Below are 23,617 nucleotides of genomic sequence, written 5' to 3'. Positions count from 1 at the left end.
CACGATTCATCTGTGTATTTTTAGTTAGCATTTCATCCACCCCATTAAAATCTCTGTACCTTAATTATACAAAAAAGACCGCCGGCAAACCCGAATATTTTCGGATTTGTCGACAGTCTGAAGCCGACCATAAGGCCGGCTCTTCCCCTATTTTGTAATCTTAATAATTCCTTCTTGTTTTAAGTCAACTAGACCTTGTTTTTCAATTACCACCTTTTCGCCTGCAGCTAAATTAGTGAAGACAATTGGGGTAATCGTTGATGTCGCATGTTCTTTGATATAATCTAGATCAATTTTTAATAATGGTTGACCCATTTCAACTTGGTCATTTTCTGATACTAATGTTTCAAAGCCTTGACCTTTTAAATTAACCGTATCTATACCAACATGAATTAAGATTTCTCGTCCACCGTCAGATAGGATACCGATCGCATGTTTCGTTGGAAATAGGTTAACGATTTTACCATTAACAGGTGAAACTACCATTCCTTCTGCTGGAACAATCGCAAATCCATCACCCATCATTTTACCAGCAAATACTTGATCCGGAACTTCTGTAATTGCTTTGATTTCACCTTTTAAAGGAGCAGCAAATACTTCATCGATTTTATGAACAGTTTGCAAGGCTTCAGGATTTATCTCTTCAATCTGCTGCTCAACACCTTTTTCTGGTGCTTTTACAGTTGTTCGAGGTCTCTTTCCTTCTATTATATCTTTCATTTGACCTTTAATGGTTTCAGAACGCGGTCCAAAGATAGCTTGAATATTGTTACCTACTTCAAGAACACCAGCTGCACCAAGCTTTTTCAATTGGCCTTTATCAACATTTTTAATATCGTTGACTGATACTCGAAGACGAGTAATACAGGCATCTAGGTGAGCAATGTTTTCCTTACCGCCCATTGCCTCTAAAATGTTACCTGCTAAATCACTTGAGTTTGCTTTTCCTGTTGGTGCTTGATTTTCTTCTTCCTCTAATTCACGACCAGGAGTTTTTAAATTAAATTTGCGAATCGCAAATCGGAAGCCGAAGTAATAAATCAACGCAAACACTATACCTACAGGAATGACAAGCCATGCATGTGTCTGTGGGTTAATCAGACCAAAGAGGATGTAGTCAATTAAACCTCCAGAGAAGGTCATCCCAATTTTCACATTTAATAAGTGCATCGTCATAAACGATAATCCCGCGAAAATAGCGTGGATACCAAACAATAATGGAGCAACAAACAAGAATGAGAATTCGATTGGTTCTGTAATACCGGTTAAGAATGATGTTAAAGCAGCTGAGGCCATTAAACCACCGACAAAAACTTTCTTTTCCGGCTTTGCTTCATGATAAATGGCTAAGGCGGCAGCTGGTAAGCCAAACATCATGAATGGGAATTTACCTGTCATGAAGGTACCAGCAGTTAGGTTTTTCACGTGGTCTGAAATCTGTGCCATAAAGATGTGTTGGTCACCGTGAATAACTTGACCCGCCTTATCTGTATAACTGCCAAATTCAAACCAGAATGGTGCATAGAAAATATGATGCAATCCAAACGGAATTAACGAACGTTCAACGACCCCGAAAACAAATGCTGATAAAGTTAGATTTGCATTTACCATGTTGTTTGAGAAGGCGTTCAGTCCTGTCTGGATTGGCGGCCAAATGACTAACATGACTAACCCCAAGAGTATTGCTACCGCGGCAGTAATAATCGGTACAAAACGTTTTCCGGCAAAGAATCCTAAATACGATGGTAATTCAATTTCAAAGAACTTATTGTATAAGGACGCGGCAGTAATACCAACGATAATTCCGCCAAACACTCCTGTTTGCAGCGTTGGAATTCCCAGTACACTTACGTAATTCGTACCATTAATTTCCTTCGGATCAATTCCTAAAACAGTACCCATTGTGACATTCATAATTAAGTAACCAATAATAGCTGCAAGTCCTGCCGTACCTTCTCCACCGGCTAATCCTACCGCAACACCGACTGCAAACAAGAGCGGAAGGTTTCCAAAGACGATGTCACCGGCATTTTTCATAACAGAAGCTACCATATCTACAGCACTGTTATCTAAAAATGGCGCTAAGTCTAATAGAGCGGGGTTTTTAAGTGCTGCACCTAAAGCAAGCAAAATCCCTGCTGCCGGTAAAAGTGCAACCGGCAACATGAGTGCTTTACCGACTTTTTGCAACACGCCGAAAGCTTTTTTAAACATAGATGTTACCTCCTAAATATTTTAAATTAGCTCATAAAGCGTTTACATTGTAAGTGAAAATGCCAACAAAAAAAGGCATGAATAAAAGTTCAATTGACTGAAGTTATGGGTATAGATTACCCCTAAATCTTCATTTCAATTAATCCTTTTACTCATGCCTGATCGAATCAGTAACACGTAAAAATAAATGCTATTTAAATTTGTGTTGAAGTCTTTGCAAATGCATCGTTAAATAAACGGCTTCTGCATCAAAGACTTTCATTTTTAACGTTTGTTGCATCACTTTAATGAGCTTCCATGAAAGATTATAGCACACGGGGTATTCTTCTTTCAATAGGGAAGCAATTTTTTCTGGTTCCTCAACCTTTTCGCCTTTCATCACTCGATCAATAGCAAAGCGAAGGTGACGAACAAGCCTCACATAATCAATGCCTTCTTTATCAATCTCTATTTCAAACTGCCCCTCTACCATCTCGACCAGTCTAGTGACAAGTTGTGAGTGTTGATTAACATCAGATAGATTTTTATTTGTTATCGCACTATGGATGTGCAAGGCAATAAATCCAATCTCGCCAACAGGAAGATCGATTCCAGTCTTGTCCTTAATGAGTCGAACAACTTCAGCGGCTACTTCATACTCATGTCGATAAAGCGCCTTTGTTTCAACTAAAAACGGGTTCCTCATTTCCATTCCTTGTGAGGCCCGGGTTAACGCAAACATAAGATGGTCTGTTAACGCCACATGAATATGTTCATTTAACACTGAATGTGTTCGTTGCTTGATTAAGTCAATAGCAGAAATAATGATTTCTAGAAAATCACTATCAATAAACGGAAGTAGCTTAATATAGTTTTCTTGTTCTTTCTCATTTTTTAAAACAAAAAGCTTTTCTACTGCATCTGTTTCGATATAGTCCCCTCGTTTTCGATTGAAGCCAATCCCTTTACCAATTAACACAACTTCTTCATAGGAAGGGTGTTCAGCGATTAACACATTATTATTTAGGACTTTGTCAATTCGTAAGTTTGCCAAACCCTTTCCCCCAATCCCACCTGCAAAACATTAGTAATTTCATGGTATAAGAGGTGGAACGGGAAGTCAATGATAAGGTGAAACTTCCATCAGTGGGGTTTTCCTTCATCCGCCACTGATGGATAGTTGAACCAATCGGGCTTTTACGGGCAGTTTATCCCCCACTTATCCCAATCGGGTTTCCATTAAGTCTTGAAGCGGAGACCTTAATGCGAGACAAAGTTCGACAACTCTTCGAATTACGAATATTATTCAAATTTCATCCCTTTTAACCCAATGAAAAAGAACAGGGAAGAAAAGCCAAGCAGTGCCGCAGAATCCTTTATTAACGTTCCTGCGTGCAGGCTTCCACTTATGATTTCTTTAAATCCTGACATCGCCCAGCTTTGCGGCACGAATAAGGCAATTTTTTGCATGATGTCCGGAACGATATCAATTGGCCAATACACACCACCGAGCATACACGTGCTTACGACTAATATAGCACTTACGGCTCCCGCCTGTTGTTTTGTTTTGACAAGTCCGGCAATCATAAGTCCAAAACCAACAACTGATAAAATGACAAGTGAAGCGAAGGGGATTAAATAGGTTAACTTTCCCCAGCTTGTAGCAAACAGTAGGTTCATCGTAACCATTAGTACAGCGAATTGAATCCACCCCATGAAAAAGTAAGACAAAAGATAGCCTAGACTGATTTGAAGTTTGCTCGCAGGCGCAATCATTAATCGTCCCCATGTACCGCCGATTCGTTCATCAAGAATAGTCGAAGCAGCACCTGAAAGACCAAACATCATAAACATGATGGCAAAACCAACAAACATTAAATTGACTTCCACATTGGTTTTCGTATCTTTCTGGATGGTCTGCTTTTCGACGATCACACCCTTATTGCTTGTTATTGTTTCGAGCACTTTAGGAAAGGCAGCCGCATCTAGTTCTGAAGTTGCCTGATAGGACCGCAGAACCAGCACTGCCGTTCCCTCTAAATGGGAAGACAAGGCAAGGTAATTCTCATTTTTCCGTTGCACGATAATGTCTAACAGTGGCTGTTTATCTGTGATTCTTTGCCCAATATCGTCAGGAATCACTACAGCAGCCGCCACATCCTGACTAGAAACATTCTTTTCAGCCTGTTGTCTTGTTGCCTTTTTCCATTCATAATGATGATCCTGCTTCAATAGGTTGAAAATCTCACTGCTAACGTTGCTATCCCTGAGAACAACATTAACAATCGGTTTATTCTGTTCTGAATTCACGGCTATACCGCCGAAGATCCAACTAAATAACGCGGGCATGACGAACATAAGGACCAATACTCCAGGGGATTTAAAAAACTCCTTTAAACGAAGCGTTACGATCGTCCAGATTTTACGCATATTTACCTCTCCTTTCCAATGAAAGGCGAATTAAGCCAATCGCAAAAAAGAATAAACCTAAGGCAATCGACCCGGCGATTGCTGGCAAAATCTTGGAAAATGTAGCCCCAGACATTAAATCTAAATACGTTTGTAGTGCAAGCCCATTGGGCAAAATCTTGGTGACTAAAACAACCCAATGCGGAAAAATATAGATTGGTGCCATACTTCCACCTAAGGCAGCCATAATCTGCGTACCAAGCATTCCAGCAACATTAAACGATTTTTCCGTCTTAATTAATGATCCAGCTAACACCCCTAGTCCACTGGCATTTATAACAAATGCCAACGTCATCATGACAATACCAGAAACAGAGGAGCCCCAATCAACCCCAAAAAGAAGATTGGTTCCGACAATAATGATCAAGGCTTGTGTCAAACAAATAATAATTAATCCAAACATTTTTCCGAGCAGATAATTCGGATAGGTTAAATTCGTAAGCAATAAACGATTAAACACTTCTTGTTCTTTCTCGAGAACCATAGCGGAAACACTCTGAACAACGGTCATTAATAAAAACATCACACCCATGGCAGCCGCATAATATTGGAAGGAGCTAACTGGCTTCGTGTTAGCATCAATAGTTGTTTCTTTTAGAAGCGGCTTTTTCCCATACCCTTCTTGAACGGGTCCGTTTTGTATTCCAGCCTGTACCGGCTGGACCATTTGTGACACTACGGCCTCAATAGGAACCGAGCGAGAAAACTGCTCAATCACACTTTGAACAATGACGGCTTTAATCCCAGGGTCTGGCACCGATAATAGTTTTACCTTAGTTCCTTTTCCAGATATTAACGAAGTGGTAAAGTCATCCTGAATAACAATTCCAACTGCCAGTTTGCGGTCTTTAATTTTTTTATATAAATCATCTTCCTGATAATACTTCACTTCTATCTGCTTTGATAAATCTTTCGAAAGAACTTCTTCAGTTAATACTTTACTGAGCTGACCCTTATCTAAATTAGCGACCCCAAGTGTAAACTTTTTAATGGAAACGACTTCGTCTTCCTTCATCATATTCCCAAACGCGGAACCTAAAATAGCAATTAACAGAAGCGGCATCATAATGAGGGTTAACAAAGCCTTTTTATCACGAGCGACGAGAAGCAGATCCTTCAACGCTAGCCATAAAAATTTCATCATCCTCACCCCCTAATCCCGTAAATTCCGGCCAGTTAAATGCAAAAAGACACTTTCAAGGTTGGGCTCGACGATATCTACCGAAGTAATCCCCGTGCCTGTTTTTGCCACTGACTGGATAAAATCAGTTAATATCAGTTGAGGCTCTTTATGAAAGACCATTAATTGATGATCTTGGATCTGAATATCTTTTTCTGGAAAAAGACTTGTTAACGACTGAGCAAGTCCGGCCACAGTCGATCCATCTTTATCGATTGTTAGGATGATTTTCGAATGATCCCCGATTGTTTCCCTTAATTCACTTAAGGTTCCAGTGGCAATTAACTGACCATGGTCCACAATCCCAATCCGTTTACAAAGGTATTCGACTTCCTCCATATAATGACTGGTATAAATAATTGTCATGCCGTCATCATTCAAACGTTTTACCGTTTCTAAAATGTGATTTCTTGATTGCGGGTCAATCCCCACAGTCGGCTCATCCATGATTAACAATTCCGGCCTATGTAAAATGGCTGCACCGATATTAACACGTCGCTTCATTCCACCGGAAAAGGTCTCCACCTTGTCTTTAGCCCGTTCGGTCAGTCCAATAATTTCAAGTACTTGATCAACACTTTTTTCAAGAGCACTGCCGGAGAGATCGTACATCCTCCCCCAAAACTTTAAATTCTCCCGCGCAGACATGGTTTGATAAAGTGCAATCTCCTGGGGGACAACCCCAATCCATTTTTGGGCTTGCTTAGGGTTTTTGATGACATCGAAGTCTTTTATCTGAATTTCACCCGAGGTTGGCGGGAACAACCCGGTAATCATATTAATCGTTGTTGACTTGCCGGCTCCATTTGGCCCGAGCAGCCCGTAAGATTCCCCTTTTTCCACTTCAAAGGATACACCTTTCACTGCCGCAAAATTCCCAAAGCTTTTGTGTAAATCTCGAACGGTTAGCATCTTCATTGGTAACCACTCCCTATTTCAATCATTTTCTTCCATCTATAATGATACAGAAGAAATTAGGCAAAAGTAAGAAAATTATGTATTTTTTCAAAAAAAAAAAGGAACTGCAGCCACTGCAGTCCCCATTATATTTATTTTAAGAAGATAAAATATAAGACAAAGATGACAAAGAAAAAGTACATAATTGGATGAATTTCTTTTGTCCGGCCTTTGACGATCATCGTGATTGGGTAGAAGATAAAGCCCATCGCAATTCCTGTTGCAATACTATAGGTTAATGGCATGGCAATCATCGTCAAGAACGCTGGAACGGCAATTTCAAAACGTTTCCAGTCGATTTTTCCTAAAGAAGAAACCATCAACACCCCAACAATGATTAAAGCTGGTGCGGTCACAGGCGCGGTGATTACAGATAATAACGGAAAGAAAAATAGCGATAAGATAAATAGTCCTGCTGTAACTAATGAAGCAAATCCTGTTCTTGCACCAGAAGCAACCCCTGCTGATGACTCAATGAAAGAAGTGGTAGTCGATGTCCCAAGAATAGCACCAACACTTGATGCAATTGAGTCAGAGATTAACGCTCTTCCCGCACGCGGAAGCTTACCGTCTTTCATTAATCCTGCTTGTCCGGCCACCGCAACAAGCGTCCCAGCATTGTCAAAGAAATCAACAAACAAGAACGTCAAGATAATACCAAGCATGGCTGTCGTGTAAAACGAGCTATCTCCAAAAGCTGAAAACGCAGCTCCGAAGGTTGGCTCTATACTTGGAACATGGCCAACTACTTGATGTGGTACTTTAATTTCTCCAAAAATCATTCCGACAATGACCGTCAAGATCATACCGTAAAATACAGCACCTTTGATTCCTCGCGTCATCATAATGACAGTTACGACAATACCAAAAATAGCTAATAAAGGAGGGCCTGCTGTTAAATCACCTAATCCAACAAGAGTTGCATCATTATTAACAATAATTTGCGCACTTTGTAAACCGACAAAAGTAATAAATAAGCCAATTCCAGCTCCAACCGCATATTTTAAATCGATTGGAATCGCATTAATGATTTTTTCACGAAGTCCTGTTAACGTTAGCAAAAAGAAAAACACTCCGGATATCAACACGGCTCCCAGTGCATGCTGCCATGGAATACCGCTACCTAAGACAACAGTAAAGGCAAAAAAGGCGTTTAATCCCATCCCTGGTGCTAATGCCAGTGGATACTTCCCAATCAGTCCCATGATAATGGAACCAATCGCTGACGCTAAGGCAGTGGCCACAAAGACAGCACCTTGATCCATTCTTAGGGCATCCGGAAAATCCGTTACGGCTGCAAGTGATAATGTTAACGGGTTTACCACTAATATATAGGCCATTGCAAGAAAAGTGGTAAATCCACCGATGATTTCCCTGCGATAATTCGTTCCTAGTTTCTCAAACTCAAAATATTTCTGCATGTGTCTTCCCCCTATAAATCTATCTTTTTTTACGCAAAAAAACGCTCCGGCATTTTCTACCGGAGCGCGACTTTAGGCATGTGCAATAAACAGAGGAAAAGAATAGACCCCTTTTATTAAAAACACTGCCTCGTAGTCAAGCCATTTACGGTGGCTCGGTAGAAACTTTTGGGCCATATTCCCAAATTTATACGATGCAATTATATAATTTCCCTATTTCGTTTTTTATTTTAGCAGGAAACAATCTTCATGTAAATAAAAATACGAACAATATTATAAAAAAATATAATATTGTTCGTATTTTATTATTATTCCCACTCAATCGTTGCTGGTGGCTTGCTGGTAATATCATAGACAACCCGATTAACATGGGCTACTTCGTTGACGATACGGGTGGAGATCACCTCAAGAACATCCCATGGAATTCTCGCCCAATCGGATGTCATACCGTCAATCGATGTGACCGCGCGAATCCCAATCGTGTAATCATAGGTTCGTGTATCCCCCATGACACCGACACTGCGAATATCCGGAAGTACGGTGAAATATTGCCAGATTTCACGATCAAGCCCGGCTTTTTTTATTTCCTCACGTAAGATCCAATCGGATTCACGGACAATTTCCAACTTATCCTCAGAAATAGCTCCAAGCACACGAATACCTAGACCAGGTCCTGGGAACGGCTGTCTCCAAACGATATCATCAGGGATTCCAAGCTCCGTACCAAGTGCGCGGACTTCATCTTTGAACAAGGTATTTAATGGTTCAATTAATTTGAACTGCATGTCTTCCGGCAGCCCGCCGACATTGTGGTGCGACTTAATGGTTTGCGCCGTTGCTGTGCCGCTTTCAATAATGTCGGTGTAAAGCGTTCCTTGAGCCAAGAACTCTATGCCCTCTAGCTTAGTTGCTTCATCATCAAATACATAAATAAATTCGTTACCGATGATTTTTCGCTTCTTCTCTGGGTCACTTACACCCTCGAGCTTCGATAAGAACCGTTCTTTCGCATCAACCTTGATGACATTCATCTGGAAGCCTTCAGAGAAAGTTTTCATTACACTGTCGGCTTCATTTTTCCGTAGCAGACCATGGTCGACAAAAATACAGGTTAGCTGATCACCGATTGCTTTATGAATCAAAACGGCAACAACAGATGAATCTACACCGCCGCTTAGGGCACAAAGAACCTTTTTATCGCCCACAGTCTCGCGAATTTTCGCCATTTCCACTTCAATGAAGTTTTCCATTGACCAATTGCCACTAAGTCCACAAACGTTAAACACAAAATTCTTAAGGAGTTCATTTCCGTATACAGAATGACGTACTTCCGGGTGAAACTGTACTGCGTAAAGCTTCCGCTCCACATTACTCATCGCCGAAATCGGACAGGACGGATTTGTGCCGTCAACAGTAAACCCTTTAGGGGCTTCGACAACAAGGTCACCATGGCTCATCCACACAGTCTGTTCATTTGGTAGCCCGCCAAATAGCGCCGATTCATTTTGAATCGTCAATGTTGCTTTTCCATATTCACGCTGCTTAGCTTTTTCAACCTTCCCATTAAAATGGACGGTCATTAACTGCATCCCGTAGCAAATTCCAAGGATTGGAAGACCCATCTCAAAAATCGCTTCATCACAGCGGAAGGAATTTTCATCATAAACACTGTTTGGTCCCCCGGAAAAAATGATGCCTTTAGGGTTCATTTTGCGGATTTCCTCAGCAGTAATCGTATGCGGATGTAGTTCACTATATACACCGAACTCACGAATCCTACGTGTAATCAGCTGATTATATTGACTCCCGAAATCTAAAACAACAATCATATCGTGCTTTTCCGTCAAAGCAGCCACCTCATTTTTCTAAAGTTATTACTAGCTTTTACTTAAATGAATAAAAAAAACTAGAATTCTCCCCCTAATAAAAATCAGGAAGGCAGAATTCTAGTTTTATCGAAAAAACCATATACAGAAATTCTGCCTTCATAGTCAGGTCATTTTATGGCAACCCGGTAGAGACTCTCGAACCCTATTATCGAGGATATATGAAGGAAACGTACCTATTTAGAAAAGCGCAAGTGCCCTGGTCAGCGACGTAAGGGCTGGACTGAACCGACTGAGATAAATGTAAACTTGCCGACTGGCAAGCCGTTAGGCGAAGACAGAGGCGTAGTTGAATTTATGCGTTCAGAATTTAGGGAATAAATTCTGATTAGCTAAAGGAAGCACTCTCACCGCTGGGCACTTGAGCTAGACATTCAATTAATAAAATATATTGTAACAATAGGTTGTTTTTCTGGTCAAGCGATTGTCTTTTTAATTAAATTTTCCCACAATTTACGGCTCTCTTTCCATGTTCCCTTTGGCAGATTTTGATGATAGATATATTGTTCATAGGCGACTGTCAGCCGGGTCATCTCCCGCGTTGAAAAGAACGAATCGATATAGTGGGCATAGTTCCGTAGTGTCTGGTTTTGCTTACGTTTTATGCCGTAGCGATCCAGTTGAGCTAGTAAGACCAGGTATGCAGTACCAACGGTTTCGTCCTTTTTCTTAAAGCGGTACCATACCATTACTACAAATGGAAGCCACTTGCCACGAATTCGATAAAGAATTCCTGTCATTCCAGCTAAAAGTACAATCACTAAAGTCAGTAACTTCCAATTATTTTCAAAAAACAATTTGGTGTTACTCCATAACTCTTTGAAATCAAAAGATTTTTCTTTACTCTTAGTCTTACTGGTTTCCTCTAAGTCCTTCTGCTGTGGCTTTTTCACCGGTGCAGGAGGGGGTGTCTGATTGTTAGTTGAAGTCTGTCCCGATGAATAGTTAATATTTATATCATTTGTGAAGCCTTTCGTCGGTTCGAATGGAACCCATCCTTGGTTTGGGAAAAATACTTCAACCCAGGAGTGGGCATTATTATTAGTAATTTGGTAAATCTGCCTTGATTCCCCACCTTGGCTGTACTCCATAAAATCTCCGCCCGTAAACCCTTTTACCCAGCGGGTCGGAATCCCAATTGTTCTAAGCATGACAGCCATTGAAGTAGAAAAATTATCGCAATAGCCTCGCTTGGTATCAAACAGAAATTGATCGACGTAATCGTCCTGTTCCCCTGGCAAAGCCACTTTCTTTTGATCATAGGAGTAACCCGAATTACTGAAATAACGTTCAACCGCTTGCGCTTTGTCAAACCAATTACTTTTCCCTGCGGTGATTTCTTCCGTCAACTGCTTAATTCTAAGCGGCAGCCCTTCAGGAAGATAGGTATATTTTTGATAAAATTCTGTGCCCATGACAGTAGGGTCAAACTCAGTTGTTAACATTAAATCAACTGCTTTATATTTTGGAATCCCAAAATCTACTTTATAGCTGGAGATATCTCTACTAAAGGAATTTATCTTTTCCTTTGTCGTATCGATCTGAAACTTATTTAAATCTGGAGCTTTTGGTTCAACTTCGAGTATTTTTTGAATTCCTGCTGGATAAATGATAAAGGACAAGGAAGAGTAATTTGTATTAAAAAATACTTCTGCTGTTTCCTTAATCGTTTCTACCTTTTCAGGTATAGAATAAACAGGAACAAGATCACCTTCCATGAATGGAATAGGAGTTGACCCCGAAGGAATCCACCCTTTCCCTGTATACATATCCTTTGTTTCTACCTTCCAATAATTTTTTCCATTTGCTTTATACATGAAAACAGGTTTGTTATCTCCAACAAATGGTCCGCCTAATCGTTCATCATTAGTCCCATAACCAATCCGGCTTATGCCTCCACTGCCTTCATTGCCACCTTTGTCTTTCGCTGCCGTAAAATACGGAACCGGATCCGGCCAAATCGGAGCTGCCTTAGGTGCGGCAATTCCAAGAAGAACACTTAGAGCAATCATCCCCACAAGAGGAACCATCCATTTTCTTAAAATGGAGCGGTCATCATTTACCTTTTCCTTCTGGGTAATTCGGTAATAGGTCAACAACCCCATTACGGCAAACCCGGTGATAACCGTCCGGACAATGGCTGCTTTTGCACTATAGAGTGTAAATGTATCAAGAACAGTTATATAAACCAGCGTCATAAAGAAGAAGATAAAGATTTTTTGGCGATTCAAAAGCCAATAATGAATTAAGTACACCATTAACCAAAGCAGGATAAAAAACAAAAGCGTTCGAAATTCATTGGATAAATCGTTCCATTGCCTTGCCAGCAGAAAGCCGATATTATCCATCAAATCCTTGCTGAATGACTTCAGCCAACTTGATTGAAAGAACCCTTCTTCATAATAAAATCGATTAATAGAAAACAAGATAAATAACAATTTGATGATACTTTGCCATATCCACTTCATACGAAAAAAGGATAAAGCAAAGGAGATAAGCAGAAAAAAAACAAACGTTTCCATATTATCCGTGTCTGTTAATTGTTCTACGGGTCTAAGCCATTCCCACAAAAGCAGAAAACCAAACGAATATAAAAGCAGCGCCGGAAAATTCCTTTTCATCATCGTAAAATCACCTCCGAAAAGGCTGCAGCAAATTCGCCGTCATGAACCATAACCACTCGGACTCCGCGAGCATTCGCGATGGCAATGAGGGAGCGTTCACTTTCTGTCGGCGATTCTTTTTGATCTTTTATGAGAAAAAGCGTAATCGAACCTTTTCTTTGGCCAAGAAAGCTTGCCTTTTCAATCAGTGGTTTCGTTAATTGAGCCGTAATGAGCATAAACGAAACCGATTGTTGAATAAAAAATCCGTCTGTCTCCAGTACTTTTTCAAAGGGTTTTAAACACTTAGCCTCAATTTTTGCCAAATGATAAAAAAGTTGCTGGAGATGCTGCTCCCCGCCTCTAATCGGGAATGACGCCCGCTCTTTACTAATCGTTAACAACCCTGTCTGCGCGCCTTTTTTCAAGACAGCACGTAATAGGGAGGCAGTAAAGGAAACAACCGCTTCGAACCGCTTATCCGGAACACAGTCCATGACAACAAATACATCATGCGATTGCCGTTGCTCAAATTCCTTCGTCATAATTTCGTTCCGCTTCGCAGTCGCTTTCCAGTTTATCCAGGAAAAACGATCACCCGGCTGATAATCCCGGACACCAACCGCCATTGTCGTATCGCGCTGGACCCGCTCTCTGGAGGCCGTCAACCCTTGATCATACTGGTTTTCAAACGGCCGATAAATAAACTCTGTGTAGGCGGGATAGACAATGATTTTACCATCAGCAGAAACTGTCTTTTCTTTTTCAAATAATCCAAGCAGATCCCCGATACGTAAAGTAAAGGATTGGAAAAAGTGTTCTCCACGCGGCAGTTCATCGATGGTATATTCATAGGAAAATTCCTTTTTCACCCCTGGCAGCAGAAGTGTCTTTGACCTCTTCTGTTGAAGTGCATATTTCAAGGTTTCCTCTAAATTGTCCTCGATAATTAAATAAAATAATGGAAAGGCTTTTGACCTTTGTACATTGATGCTTACCCTTAAAGGCTCCCCTGCATTATAATCCGTTTTCGGCAAAACCCTTGTTACGACAAGCTCATTCAAGGAATAAAAGGAAAGCGCAACACAGTAAATGGCAAAGGGCAGAAAACTATAAAATAAAAACCAGCTGACAAATCCCCCCTGGAACATCGCATATGAAAACGTTAGGAATATCAAAACAATAAGCAAGGTAAACTTCCATACTTTTATGAATGGAGTCCATAGTTTTTTCATATTACTTCACTAACCTTCGGACTGGTACAGGAACTCTAGCAACCACCCGGTTCACTACCTCTTCTGCAAAAAGACCTTCAAATTTTGCTTCTGATCTTAAAATAATCCGATGTGATAACACAAATGGTGCTAAATATTGAATATCGTCTGGGAGGACATATGCACGGCCAAACATATAGGCATAGGCTTGAGCAGCTTTCATTAAGGCAATGGACCCCCTTGGGCTTGCACCAAGATAGACACTGCCATGATTTCTTGTCCGATTCACAATGTCGACAATATAACGTTTAATGGTATCGTCGACAAATACCTCTTTAATTTCTTGTTGCAGGGATAGTAAGCCTTCAAGGTCAATAACTGGGGATAGGTCCTCGATTGGAGGCACCTTTTGGGCCCTGTTCAAAACTTCGATTTCTTCCTGCAAATCAGGATACCCCATTTTCATTTTTAATAAAAAGCGGTCGAGCTGTGCTTCTGGAAGCGGATATGTACCTTCATATTCAATCGGGTTTTGTGTCGCCATAACGAAGAATGGTTTGTTTAACTTATGGGTCACACCGTCAATCGTGATACTTGCTTCCTCCATCCCTTCCAAAAGCGCCGATTGGGTCTTAGGCGATGTACGGTTAATTTCATCAGCAAGAATGATATTACCCATTAGTGGGCCTGGACGAAATTGAAATTCCATTTCTTTCGGGTTATAAATCGATACTCCCGTTACATCGGAAGGCAGCAGGTCTGGGGTGAATTGAATTCTGCGGAAATTGGCATTAACAGACTTGGCAAGGGCACGGACCATCATTGTTTTCCCGACACCTGGCACGTCCTCTAGGAGAACATGTCCTCCGGCCAGTAGGGACACAAGACTTAGTTCCGCGACATTTCTTTTTCCAATCATGACCTTTTCAATGTTTACAAGTATTTTTTCTATCGTGGGATTCATTTGTTCATAGGACATGGTAATTCCTCCTCAACGGCTCAAGCCAAATTATGACATTCTATCTATGTATTCGATTTATTATCTGAAAATTCCTGTTTAAAGGGACACATAATATTCAAAATGTGCATAAATAGTAGACGAGGGAGAATTGGAAAATGTTTCATCTGATTTGAACCTTAACGAGTTTGATGAATAAAAAGACAATCATTCCTGCAAAAAAATGATATGAATAATCGCAATAGCATGATCAATAAAAAAGTAATTCTTGCCGTGCTCCTATACCATTGATTTTGCTAAGCTCATTCTCTGTTATGTTTATGAGGTTCTGTACTGAAGGGCTAAATTCTCGAAATTTCGATAAAAAAAGTGAAGTGCCCGTTTTGATGATTCAACCAGATTCTTCCTCCATGCAGCTCGACGATGTTTTTGGCAATTGATAGCCCCATACCGGCGCCGGGCGACCCGTGATGGTCGTTTCTCGACGGATCCGCCTTATAAAACCGTTCGAATAGCAGCTTTTCCTGCTCTTCCGATATCGGTTTACCCCTATTTTCGACGGCAAAATAAATATGCTGCTCTTCCGCGGACAGCCGTACCGTGATTTCACCGGGTTTCATCGAAAACTTGAGCGCATTCATCAATAGGTTATCGATGGCACGTACCATTTTTTCAGCATCGACATACCCGTAAATCGGCGTCTGGTCGCGAATCGTACGAACTGTAAGTAAATTTTCCTGCGCAATCGGTTCGAATTCGTTCATGATCTGCTCCAACAAACCGCTCACATCTATCTTCGTAAAAGAAAGGTTCACCGCCCCACTTGTTAATCGCGTGTATTCAAACAAGTCGTCAATCAGCTTCTTTAGTTGCTGTGATTTGTTGTAGGCGTTATTGATATAGCGCTTATGTTCTTCGAGATTCTCGTAATTGTCATTCTTCAACAAATTCAAATAACCGATTATACTTGTCAAAGGCGTACGCAGATCATGGGAAACACTTGTAATCAGTTCCATTTTCGAATTTTCGATTTGGCGTTCTCGATTCATTTTTTCCTGTAGCTGCTCAGCCATAAAGTTAATGCTCTTGGCGACTTCTCCCATCTCGTCTTCATTAGACATCGGCAGCCGATAATCCAGATTCCCGCCCGCTATGGTCAAGAGACCTTCGGCAAGCGTCCGTAAATAACGAACTAGGGGTCGCGTTAAAAGGAAGAAGAAGAACAAAAACGAGGCGATCATAAATATGAAATCTCCAAAATACCCAATATCGAACGACAAATAAATGAGAAGCCATGATAAAGCCACCATACAGATGAAGCTTATTAATGCTGCCCAGAAAATTCGGATTCGAATATTCTTTTTCCCGCTTAAAGTGGAAAGGAATTTTCTATTTGGCTTTCTATTCAACTTTATATCCCACTCCCCACACGGTTTTGATATACCTAGGCTCTCGCGGGTTCTCCTCGATTTTTTCGCGAATATTACGGATATGAACCATTATGGTGTTGTCGGATAAAAATTTGTCCTCTTTCCACACGCTCTGGTATATTTTATCAACATTAAACACATGTCCACGGTGGCTGGCCATCAGCTCCAGAATAGAAAATTCGAGCGGCGTGAGCGATACTTCTTTACTACGTACCATCACAATATGGCGACTTTTATCAATGATCAAATCGTTAATTTCGATAATCCCACTGTCGGACACTGACTTGCCATTGCTTCCTCCGTCCAGCTTCTGTCTGCGAAGCTGAGCCTTCACCCGAGCGATCAACTCCAATGGATTAAACGGCTTGGCGAGATAATCGTCGGCTCCCGTCGTGAGCCCAGTTATTTTGTCGATATCCTCGCCTTTGGCGGAAAGCATAATAATCGGAATGTTCGACGTTTCGCGGATCTTGAAACACGCTTTAATCCCATCTAGATTGGGCATCATCACATCCAATATGATCAGATCGACCGCTTCGCTGTTCAATGTATGCAAGGCCTGCAAGCCGTCCTCGGCCTCGAATACATGAAACCCTTCATTTCGCAAAAAAATATGAACCACATCGCGAATTTCCGGATCGTCATCAACTACAAGCACTTTGTAGGTCAAGCTTTATCTCTCCCTTGCAATTTTTTTTGATTCGAAGTATACCGGATGATGAGGAATATGGCAGCACTGACGAACAGTATCCATAGCAGCTTTAATCCTGAACGATAGACGAGATCGCCGACTTCCTGCGCATGATCACCGACCAAATAGCCAACGGTGAAGAAAATGGACGTCCAGACAAATCCCGTTGTAAAGGAGAACAGTGCGTAACGCTTGAATGTTACTTTGTTAATGCCAATTACGTAGGGCATGACATGACGTATTATCGGGAAGAAATAACTTATACATAATGCAAAGCTACCATATTTATCCACCAATGTCTTTGATAAATTGATCCATTTGTTCATTTTTTTCCTTCGGTGCAGCCGGTCAAACACCGATGTTCCAAAAATAAGGCCTAGTACATAACCTAGCGACAAACCTGAAATAACACCCAAATATGTCAGGACAAAGGCGGGGAACGAGTGAAGAAGCCCGTTCGCCGTTACAGCGCCTCCTGTCATCACAACAACCTCATCCGGAATCGGCATGCCGACGATGCCGAGCCACAACGCGAAATACAGCGCAGCATAACCGAAATGATGGATCAACGATAGCAACGTATCGTAATTCATGGGTAACACCCTCCTTTCTGCAAAACCTGAAATTTTCCGCTCGATAAAACAGAGCGTTTCCGACAAAAAAATTCCTCCCGCAACGTCCACCAAAACATGCTGTTTGAGGAATGGCAAGGAGCCAGGCCAATGGTGAATACGCAATAAGCTTTTTTTCATGTGGCTTCAAAGCCCTTTGCGGCAAACGTATACGAATGCCGGCGGTATATTCCAAGGGACATAATGAACGTGCTCAATATCAAACAGAGTGCTCAGCTGTTTCTTCATTTGCTGCGAATATTGGAAGGCGATAAACAATCCGCCTGGCTTCAGCGAGGTTACGATTTGATCCATTAATTGATCGCGCAGCTGCTGCGGGAAGTTGAAAAACGGTAGTCCGCTCAAAATGCAGTCCAGATACTCAATCCGTTCATTCTGCAGCGCTTCCCGGAGCTTGCACGCATCCGCGTAACAGGAATAAGCGGGGAACCGCCTCATTAATTGATCGCGCAACGAATCGTCCTTCTCAAACAAAATCACATTCGCGTCTTTCAGGTTTACCGCATCGATATATTTTGTTATGGCGCCCGTACCCGCTCCAAGCTCGGCGATATGATCGACCCGATTCCAGTTCACCTGTTCGAGCATTTTTTTAGCCAAAAACATCGAGCTTGGCGTAATGCTGCCGATTTGTTTCGGTGCTCGCAAAAATTTGTGCAAAAATTGTAGCTTCTCTTGGATATTTTCCATCATAAGTCTCCCTCCCTCGTTTTTAGTATCCTTATCTTAAGAAATATTTCTTCGGAACGAACAAAGAAATTTCTGAAGAAATTCTGAAGTTGAGCGGAACGAAGAAAAGCGGAAGCGCCCGTTTAGCAGCGTATGGACTGGAGCGCTTCGACTGAGATAAAGGAAACACGAAGAGCGTTAGCGATTCGATGTTGACTTATCGTAGGGAGAAGCGCGAAGTACACTAGCTGCTGGGCGCTGGAGCTGGACAATTCCCAAAGTCGAAATTTCTTAAATAGAAACACCTACGGTATCTTTCAAACTGTAGAAGATACCTGCCCCTAGATGTGCCAAACGTAAAAAAACACGCCTAATTTGACGTGTTATCATTGCGTTTCTATATTGGATTGGTATTATTTTGATGAACCCGAGTGAATACTTTAGACCGATCACCTAGACAATTTCCAAAAGTCCTGCCATTCTGATCTATATCCATGCCGTTTTAGCGCTCTCTCCTTCGGCAATGACACTTATTTTTGAACCACGAAGTTCTCCATATATCGATAAATCGCATAAGCTACCCCATTCTCATCATTTTTAAGGGTTGTCGTGGTACAAACAGCTTTTATGACATCTTTCGCATTTCCCATCGCTACGCTGTATCCAACTTTCTGGAACATGGATAAATCATTGTTGCTGTCCCCGATTGCCATCGACTGCTCTAAGGAGCCATTCATCATCAAAGCCAATTTTTCTAGTGCATTTCCTTTTGAAGCTCTATTACTAGTAATTTCAATATTATTATCAGCAGATGAAACAACCATTAAATCATCAAACATGTTGAATTGGTTCCATCCTTCCGCTAATTTCTTTTGATCAAAAGAACAGGCTAGAATATTAAAAAATCCCTCCTCCTGTTTCAAAATATCATGATAGTTTTCAACGAGAACATAACCAAACTGTTCAAATTGTCTTTCTGCTACTTCTACCATTTCTTTCCATTCTGTATCCAAATCCGCTTCTTTCAGGCTCTGAATCTCTTGATAAATATATTCTCTCCTCTTTTTAAGCGTATAAATGGCTTTATTCGTAAACACTTCGTAATAATAATCCCGTTCATCTAACCATTGGAGAATAGCTTCGACACGATCTTTAGTTATCGTAATAGAAGAAAGGCACTTTCCGCTTTTTGAATGAATGGTTGAGCCATTAGTCCCAATTACAAATAGGGAAATCCCAGCTTTTTCACAAATTTTTTGAACATCAAAATAAGCCCGCCCTGTGGATATAACAACTTCAAAACCCCGATCTTGGGCATATTGAATCGCCTTTACATTTTCTTCACTAATTTCATTCTGGTCGTTTAATAATGTTCCATCTAAATCTATTGCAATGAAGCTCATGCTATTTAGCTCCTTTTCTCATTCTATCTATTAAATTTTCTTTCTAGCTTTTTTACCTACTATCAATAATAATCTAATCAAACAAGAGAGAGAATTCCATCTTCCGTCTCGATATGTCCTTTTATCAATTGACTATGCTTGAATCCAATTGATTTCCTCTAATTTTGAATAATTTCTCCATTCCTCTGGAAAAGGTTGCTCGCAGACAATTACATCGACTTTTTCTAGAGGACAAACTTTACAAAATGTATCGACACCAAATTTAGAGTAATCCGTTAGCAAAATAACTTGCTTTGCTACCTCAACCATCTTACGAGAAACTAATGCTTCGTGTAAATGATAATTACTAACTCCACTTTGAAAAGAAACACCACCAGCTGAAATGAATGCTTTATCAATATTAAATTGATTTAACATTTGTTCAGTGAGACCGCCGCTTATAGATTGCTGCTTTGGATCAATTTGTCCACCTAGTAATAGAATTTGTCCTGTAAACTTATTTTGATTGAGCAATTCGGTTAACACAGATGACACAGGAAGTGAATTGGTTAAAATGGTAATGTCTTTTTTATTTTTAATACATTGCGCAAATTCAAGCATGGTTGTCCCTACATCAATGACAATCACATCACCGTTAGAAATGAGTTCTACTGCTTTTTTCCCCACCCTTACTTTCGCTTCTTGATTCACCGTTGTACGCTGTGTGAATGGAGGTTCCTTAAATTCAAAGACCTTTTTAATCGCTCCACCGTAAACCCTCTTTAAAAGTCCTTTCTCTTCTAATATCATCAAATCGCGTCGAACAGTTTCCTCTGAAACATTGAATTGTTCAACTAATTCAATGACTTTTACTTTTCCCATTTTGTTCAGTTCTTTTAAAATTTCATTCTTTCTTTCTTCTGGCAAAACAGACATAATTCTTCCTCCAATTAAGAAAAGCTCACTGCTTCCGCCTAACGGTGACTAGCACAAGTCCATTCTAATTAGCTAACATAATGCATTCTTTCTTTGGTACAAGAATGTGAACCTGTGCTCCTTGTTCAAGCATTTTCCCTTGGTGATGAAGATCATCTACCAGGAAAGCGGACTCTTCTGTTTCTACTTCATATCTTAAAACATTTCCTGTCATGGAAACATCTTTAATTGTCCCTTTAATATCCCAGTTCGCTTGTAAATCTAAATGATTTTCACCAGCGGCAACTAGTTGTAGAACTTCAGGACGAATGGCAACCTCATTCCCGTCTATCTCTGTGCTTTGAACAAGTTTACGGAAAACGTCGATACTCAAAACATTGTAATTTCCGATAAATTTCGCCACAAATGTATTGACGGGCGAGGTATAAATTTCTGTTGGTGAACCGGATTGAACAATTTTTCCTTTATTCATGACAAAAATCCGATCCGACATTGTCATAGCTTCTTCCTGATCATGGGTCACAAAAATTGTGGTAATATCTAATTCTTTCTGGATTCTCTTTAATTCTTTTTGTAAGTTTTTTCTAATTTTCGCATCCAATGCACTTAACGGCTCATCCAAAAGCAGGACCTTTGGTTCCATGACAAGTGCACGGGAGAGAGCCACCCTTTGTTGTTGACCACCAGATAATTGATGAGGATAGGACTGTTCTTTTCCAATCAAATCTACCAGTTCAATCATCCTTGTTACTCTTGATTTAATATCCTTTGCCTTCTTCATTTTAAGGCCGTAAGCGATATTTTCAAAAACGGTCATATTCGGGAACAATGCATACGATTGAAACACCATACCGACTTCACGGTTACGCGGTGATAAATGAGTAATATCTTTTCCATCAATGAAGATACTTCCTTCATTCACATCTTCAAGTCCGGCAATGGATCGTAATAAGGTGCTTTTTCCGCACCCGCTTTGTCCTAGAAGAGTCGCAAATTCTCCCTTTTTTAATGTCAATGAAATATTTTCTAACACGACTTGATGATTATAACCCTTCGTTACTTGATCAATCGTTACATAGCTCATGAATTTTCACCTTCTAAAGCTGTATTTTTTTGACGGTATGATTTCTTTAAAAATGAAAGAGATCGTTTCTTATTAGAAAAGCGCAAGCGCCTTGGTCAGCCCCGACAAGCATAAGACGAGCCGGCGGGAAGGTTGCTTTTTAACCTTCATGACGGATTGGCTTATGACCTCGAGGGGCTAGGCGCTGGAGCTGGACAATTCTCGAAGTCAAAATTTATCCTTTTAAAAGGGAAGGAGCATTCTCTTTTCTAAACGTAAGTTTTAATACAGTCCCCGTTAAAAGTAAAATGATAGAGTAATACGTAATCACTATGGCACTTGTTAAGTGACCACTCTTGTTGAGTTTATCGGCAAGATAAATTTGAATCGTTTCAAATCGGCCCCCGACAAGCAAATTGGCAAACGCAAACTCACTAAATAAAAGCGCGACGGATAATAAGGTAGATACTAAAATACCAGAGATAATATTGGGAAACACCACTGTACGAAACGCCTGGAATTTTGTGGCCCCAAGTAATTCGGCCGCATCGACAAGCTGGATCGCATTCACCGTACGAAGGCTGTTGCGAATACCTTGGTACATAAATGGCAGAATCGTGATGAAATAAGCACCAACTAAAATCCATGGTGTTCCGGCAATTTGAATCGGTCCATCTGAGTATACTTTGATTAATCCTACAGCTCCAACAATGGGCGGTATGCCATATGGAAGCATAGAGGCTGCTTGAAGCCATTTTTCCCATTTACCGAAATAGACAGTGATGATAAAAATCGTTGGGAGCATAATTACCACACTAAGACCAACCGTCACCACAATTAAAAACAGCGTATGCTGCAGCGCACGATAAAACCGTTCATCTTGAAATAATTCGATATACCATTTCACCGTATAACTCTCTGGTAGAATCGTATGATCCCATTTCCCAGCCATCGAGAATAAAAACGTTCCTACCAGTGGGATTATTAAATAGATAACAAGCAATCCCACGATCACTTTATGAAACGCTAATGAAGACTTCATCGTAAATCCCTCCTAATGCGACGCATCATTCGTTCATTGAACCACATCGCCCCGATCATGGTCGCTGCTAGAAGAACACCCATCGCACTGCCCAACTGTGGCCTTAAGGAAACATCACTCGATACTAAAGAGGCAATTTGCAAGGATAATAAATTATAGTTGCTTCCGACAAGTGCATAGGCTGTCGCATAAGCTCCCATCGCGTTCGCAAACAAAATACTGAATGTACCGGCAATGCTAGGCAAAAGAACCGGGATCCCGATGTGGATCCAAAAGGATAAGGCCGTTCCATTTAATAAAGAGGAAGCTTCTTTCCATTGCTTTTTAATTCCCTGATAGGATGGGTAAATAAGCATAATAGCAAGGGGAATTTGGAAATAAATATAAACCAGAATGAGACCTGTCCAAGAATATAAATTAAAGCCTGCAAATATATCCAAACCAAGCTTAGAAAAAAGCAGCGTAAACAATCCATTGTTTCCAAGTAAAATAATATAGGAAAAGGAAAGCGGAATTCCTTCGAAGTTCGAAGTCATATTGGCAATCATCAATAAGCGATTTTGTATTTTTTGTGAGAACTTTGTAAACGAATAGGCGGCAATAACCGCAATAATCACAGAAGTAACAGCAGAGAACAACGAAATGACAAGGCTATTTTGAATAGCTTGCAAATAAAATTTACTTTTAAATATGGTTAGGTATTGTTGAATCGTCACTTGAATTCCATCATCTGCATAAAAACTATCCTTCAGCATGGCCACTAATGGTCCGATTTCAAACCCAATAATAAACAAAATAAATGGTAGTAAAAGAGCTAATAAGTATAATTTTTGTTTTTTAATTTTTCTCAAGACTTCTCGCTCCTCTATATTCGCTAACAATGGGGGAATT

General features: G+C 40.6%; 19 protein-coding genes and 2 riboswitches. All 19 genes read right to left on the bottom strand.

The window, feature by feature from the left end:
* Positions 1-147 precede the first annotated feature (147 nt).
* The 19 genes from ptsG to M5A78_RS11620 all read right to left on the bottom strand — a co-directional run bounded on the left by ptsG (position 148) and on the right by M5A78_RS11620 (position 23,577).
* The gene (gene ptsG, locus M5A78_RS11710; RefSeq protein ID WP_248735451.1) at positions 148-2,214 is read right to left on the bottom strand and encodes a glucose-specific PTS transporter subunit IIBC; all 2,067 of its coding nucleotides are present in this window, start codon (positions 2,212-2,214) and stop codon (positions 148-150) included.
* Positions 2,215-2,404: 190 nt separating this feature from the next.
* The gene (gene glcT / locus M5A78_RS11705) at positions 2,405-3,247 is read right to left on the bottom strand and encodes a glucose PTS transporter transcription antiterminator GlcT (RefSeq protein ID WP_248735450.1); all 843 of its coding nucleotides are present in this window, start codon (positions 3,245-3,247) and stop codon (positions 2,405-2,407) included.
* A gap of 248 nt (positions 3,248-3,495) precedes the next feature.
* Positions 3,496-4,623, bottom strand: coding sequence for an ABC transporter permease (locus M5A78_RS11700; protein ID WP_248735449.1), 1,128 nt, complete (start codon positions 4,621-4,623; stop codon positions 3,496-3,498).
* Positions 4,616-5,806 (bottom strand): ABC transporter permease, encoded by a 1,191-nt coding sequence (locus tag M5A78_RS11695; RefSeq protein ID WP_248735448.1) that lies wholly within the window; start codon positions 5,804-5,806, stop codon positions 4,616-4,618. Before M5A78_RS11695 ends, M5A78_RS11700 begins: the two co-directional genes overlap by 8 nt.
* Before the next feature lie 9 nt (positions 5,807-5,815).
* Positions 5,816-6,754, bottom strand: a complete 939-nt coding sequence (locus M5A78_RS11690) for an ABC transporter ATP-binding protein (RefSeq protein WP_248735456.1) — start codon at positions 6,752-6,754, stop codon at positions 5,816-5,818.
* 137 nt (positions 6,755-6,891) lie between these two features.
* Positions 6,892-8,220 (bottom strand): NCS2 family permease, encoded by a 1,329-nt coding sequence (locus M5A78_RS11685; protein ID WP_248735447.1) that lies wholly within the window; start codon positions 8,218-8,220, stop codon positions 6,892-6,894.
* Between the two features lie 113 nt (positions 8,221-8,333).
* Positions 8,334-8,435: riboswitch (purine riboswitch) on the bottom strand.
* Between the two features lie 93 nt (positions 8,436-8,528).
* On the bottom strand, positions 8,529-10,049 hold the full coding sequence (gene guaA, locus M5A78_RS11680) for a glutamine-hydrolyzing GMP synthase (protein ID WP_319942283.1): 1,521 nt from the start codon (positions 10,047-10,049) through the stop codon (positions 8,529-8,531).
* A 139-nt stretch (positions 10,050-10,188) separates the two neighbouring features.
* A riboswitch (purine riboswitch) is annotated at positions 10,189-10,291 on the bottom strand.
* 231 nt (positions 10,292-10,522) lie between these two features.
* Positions 10,523-12,730, bottom strand: coding sequence for a transglutaminaseTgpA domain-containing protein (locus M5A78_RS11675; RefSeq protein ID WP_248735445.1), 2,208 nt, complete (start codon positions 12,728-12,730; stop codon positions 10,523-10,525).
* Positions 12,727-13,944 (bottom strand): DUF58 domain-containing protein, encoded by a 1,218-nt coding sequence (locus M5A78_RS11670; RefSeq protein ID WP_248735444.1) that lies wholly within the window; start codon positions 13,942-13,944, stop codon positions 12,727-12,729. The genes M5A78_RS11675 and M5A78_RS11670 overlap by 4 nt, the downstream gene beginning before the upstream one ends.
* 1 nt (position 13,945) lies before the next feature.
* Positions 13,946-14,902, bottom strand: a complete 957-nt coding sequence (locus tag M5A78_RS11665; RefSeq protein WP_248735443.1) for an AAA family ATPase — start codon at positions 14,900-14,902, stop codon at positions 13,946-13,948.
* Between the two features lie 320 nt (positions 14,903-15,222).
* Positions 15,223-16,122, bottom strand: a complete 900-nt coding sequence (locus M5A78_RS11660) for a HAMP domain-containing sensor histidine kinase (RefSeq protein WP_248735442.1) — start codon at positions 16,120-16,122, stop codon at positions 15,223-15,225.
* Positions 16,123-16,282: 160 nt separating this feature from the next.
* A complete protein-coding gene (locus tag M5A78_RS11655) occupies positions 16,283-16,981 on the bottom strand; it encodes a response regulator transcription factor (RefSeq protein ID WP_248735441.1) in 699 nt (232 codons plus the stop codon).
* A complete protein-coding gene (locus M5A78_RS11650; RefSeq protein ID WP_319942282.1) occupies positions 16,978-17,754 on the bottom strand; it encodes a DedA family protein in 777 nt (258 codons plus the stop codon). Before M5A78_RS11650 ends, M5A78_RS11655 begins: the two co-directional genes overlap by 4 nt.
* A 6-nt stretch (positions 17,755-17,760) precedes the next feature.
* Positions 17,761-18,324, bottom strand: coding sequence for a class I SAM-dependent methyltransferase (locus M5A78_RS11645; protein WP_248735454.1), 564 nt, complete (start codon positions 18,322-18,324; stop codon positions 17,761-17,763).
* Positions 18,325-18,833: 509 nt separating this feature from the next.
* Complete coding sequence (locus M5A78_RS11640; RefSeq protein ID WP_248735440.1) at positions 18,834-19,706, bottom strand: Cof-type HAD-IIB family hydrolase; 873 nt, start codon at positions 19,704-19,706, stop codon at positions 18,834-18,836.
* 132 nt (positions 19,707-19,838) lie between these two features.
* On the bottom strand, positions 19,839-20,621 hold the full coding sequence (locus M5A78_RS11635; RefSeq protein ID WP_248735439.1) for a DeoR/GlpR family DNA-binding transcription regulator: 783 nt from the start codon (positions 20,619-20,621) through the stop codon (positions 19,839-19,841).
* A 64-nt stretch (positions 20,622-20,685) separates the two neighbouring features.
* Positions 20,686-21,705 (bottom strand): ABC transporter ATP-binding protein, encoded by a 1,020-nt coding sequence (locus M5A78_RS11630; protein ID WP_248735438.1) that lies wholly within the window; start codon positions 21,703-21,705, stop codon positions 20,686-20,688.
* A 214-nt stretch (positions 21,706-21,919) separates the two neighbouring features.
* Complete coding sequence (locus M5A78_RS11625; RefSeq protein WP_248735437.1) at positions 21,920-22,726, bottom strand: ABC transporter permease; 807 nt, start codon at positions 22,724-22,726, stop codon at positions 21,920-21,922.
* Positions 22,723-23,577 carry an ABC transporter permease gene (locus tag M5A78_RS11620; protein ID WP_248735436.1) on the bottom strand — a complete coding sequence of 285 codons (855 nt, stop codon included), beginning with the start codon at positions 23,575-23,577 and terminating at the stop codon, positions 22,723-22,725. Before M5A78_RS11620 ends, M5A78_RS11625 begins: the two co-directional genes overlap by 4 nt.
* Positions 23,578-23,617 lie beyond the last annotated feature (40 nt).

This window comes from Neobacillus rhizosphaerae (genome assembly GCF_937468385.1).
Lineage (GTDB): Bacteria > Bacillota > Bacilli > Bacillales > Cytobacillaceae > Neobacillus > Neobacillus rhizosphaerae.
This window is presented reverse-complemented; position numbering and strand designations above follow the sequence as displayed.